This window comes from Bradyrhizobium sp. Rc3b (assembly GCF_900114915.1).
In the GTDB taxonomy this organism is placed as follows: domain Bacteria; phylum Pseudomonadota; class Alphaproteobacteria; order Rhizobiales; family Xanthobacteraceae; genus Bradyrhizobium.
On the sequence record NZ_FOUS01000046.1, the window covers coordinates 1 to 2,479 of the forward strand.

The window sequence follows — 2,479 nt, forward strand, 5'->3', positions numbered from 1 at the left end:
TGTCATTCGGCCTGCAATATTGACCCCCTAAGCCGGGGGATCGGCGTCCAAAATTGACCCCCTACAGGTTGGTCTGTTGCGCTGCCTGCTTCGTAACAAAGCAGGTGGTGGAGGATGCTGGTCGTGGAGACGATTGCGCGGATTCGGCGCGAGCACTTCATCAAGGGCAAGACGATCAAGGAGATCGCCCGTGACCTGAAGGTGTCACGGAACACGGTCCGCAAGGTTCTAAGGTCGGGAGAGACCTCCTTCGAGTATGAGCGGCAGGTGCAGCCGCGGCCAAAGCTGGGACGATGGGCAGTAGAGCTTGACGGATTGCTGGCGGCGAACGCGGCCAAATCGGCTCGTGAACAACTGACGTTGATTCGGATCTTCGAAGAGCTGCGCGGCCGCGGCTACGACGGCGGTTACGATGCGGTGCGGCGTTACGCTAGGCGGTGGAGTAAAGAACGCGGGCAATCGACCGCGGCCGCTTATGTCCCGCTGAGCTTTGCCCCCGGCGAAGCCTACCAGTTCGACTGGAGCCACGAGGTGGTCTTGCTGAGCGGCACCACGGTGATGGTGAAGGCCGCCCATGTCCGGCTCTGTCACAGCCGTATGCTGTTCGTGCGAGCCTATCCGCGGGAGACGCAGGAGATGGTGTTCGACGCCCACGACCGGGCGTTCGCCCTGTTCAAAGGCACGTGCACCCGCGGCATCTACGACAACATGAAGACCGCCGTAGAGACGATCTTCGTCGGCAAAGGACGTCTCTACAATCGCCGCTTCCTGCAGATGTGCAGCCACTATCTGGTCGATCCGGTCGCCTGCACGCCGGCGTCGGGCTGGGAGAAGGGGCAGGTCGAGAATCAGGTCGGGCTGGTCCGCGAGCGCTTCTTCACGCCGCGGCTACGGTTCAAAAACCTCGACGAGTTAAACGCCTGGCTGCTCGACAAATGTATCGCCTACGCCAAGGCTCATCGCCATCCGGAGCTGATCGATCAGACGATCTGGGAAGTGTTCGAAGCCGAACGCCCCAAACTCGTTCCCTATGCCGGCCGCTTCGACGGCTTCCATGCGGTGACGGCATCGGTCTCGAAGACCTGCCTGGTGCGCTTCGACAACAACAAGTACTCGGTCGCAGCCAGCGCAGTCGGACGACCGGTCGAGGTTCAAGCCTATGCCGACCGCATCGTGATCCGTCAGGATGGACGCATCGTTGCCGAGCACCCGCGATCCTTTGGCCGCGGCGATACCGTCTACGACCCCTGGCATTATGTGCCGGTGCTCGCCCGCAAACCCGGCGCCTTGCGCAACGGCGCTCCCTTCAAAGACTGGGTGCTGCCGGCCGCGATCGAGCGGATCCGGCGCAAGCTTGCCAGCACCGACGATGGCAATCGGCAGATGGTCGACATCCTCAACGCGGTGCTGACTGACGGTCTGCCTGCGGTGGAAGCGGCCTGTGCCGAAGCGCTTAGTCACGGCGTCCATTCCGCCGATGTCGTGCTCAATATCCTGGCCCGTCAACGTGAACCCGCCCCACCAGCCAACATCATGACGCCGGCCGCACTGACGCTCCGCCATGCACCGATCGCCGATTGTGCCCGCTACGACAACCTCCGGAGGACCATCTGATGGAACGAACACAAATCTTCGACCTCATGGGCGAACTCAAGCTCTACGGCATGAAGGCTGCCTTCGACGAGATCATGGCAACTGCCGTCAAGCGCCAGCACGAACCTCAGCGCATTGTCGGCGACCTGCTCAACGCCGAGATCAACGAGAAGCAAGCCAGGTCGATCAAATACCAGCTCACCATTGCCAAGTTGCCGCTTGCCAAGGACATCGCCGACTTCCAGTTCGACGGCACGCCGATCAATCAGACTCTCGTCAATGATCTCGCCGGCGGCGGCTTCATCGCCCAACAACGCAACGTCGTGCTGGTTGGTGGCACCGGCACGGGCAAAACCCACCTGGCCATTGCCATCGCCAGAAGCTGCATCCGATCCGGTGCCCGCGGCCGCTTCTTCAACGTAGTCGACCTCGTCAATCGCCTCGAGACCGAAACCCGCAACGGACGGCAAGGACGGCTCGCCGAGCATCTGACCCGGATGGACTTCATCGTGCTGGATGAACTCGGCTATTTGCCCTTCGCCCAGTCCGGTGGCCAGCTTCTCTTCCACCTCGTCAGCCGGCTCTATGAGCGCGCCTCCGTCATCGTGACCACCAATCTCGCCTTCGGCGAATGGCCGAGCGTGTTCGGCGACGCCAAAATGACCACCGCGCTGCTCGACCGATTGACCCATCACTGCGACATCGTCGAGACCGGCAACGATAGCTGGCGGTTCAAGAGCCGAGACGACGATCACGCCACCCGCGCTCGTCTCGCCTCCGCTATCCCGGCCAGCTCCGACGAGACGAGCGCTACCAGCAAAGCTCGCCGCACGAAGGGGTCAAAATTGGACGCCGATGAGGGGTCAAATTTGCAAGCCGATTGACA

At 61.9% G+C, this 2,479-nt stretch carries 1 protein-coding gene and 1 pseudogene; both read left to right on the forward strand.

Annotated elements, in window-relative coordinates; translation table 11 throughout:
* Window positions 1-114: 114 nt before the first annotated feature.
* Window positions 115-1,605: pseudogene (istA, locus tag BM190_RS39340) on the forward strand (IS21 family transposase); the annotation flags it as partial.
* Between the two features lie 8 nt (window positions 1,606-1,613).
* On the forward strand, window positions 1,614-2,477 hold the full coding sequence (gene istB, locus BM190_RS39345; RefSeq protein ID WP_092263415.1) for an IS21-like element helper ATPase IstB: 864 nt from the start codon (window positions 1,614-1,616) through the stop codon (window positions 2,475-2,477).
* Window positions 2,478-2,479 lie beyond the last annotated feature (2 nt).

What these genes read in the sequence shown, in the direction of transcription:
- istB (WP_092263415.1), top strand. Translation starts at nt 1,614, where the DNA reads ATGGAACGAACACAAATCTTCGACCTCATGGGCGAACTCAAGCTCTAC.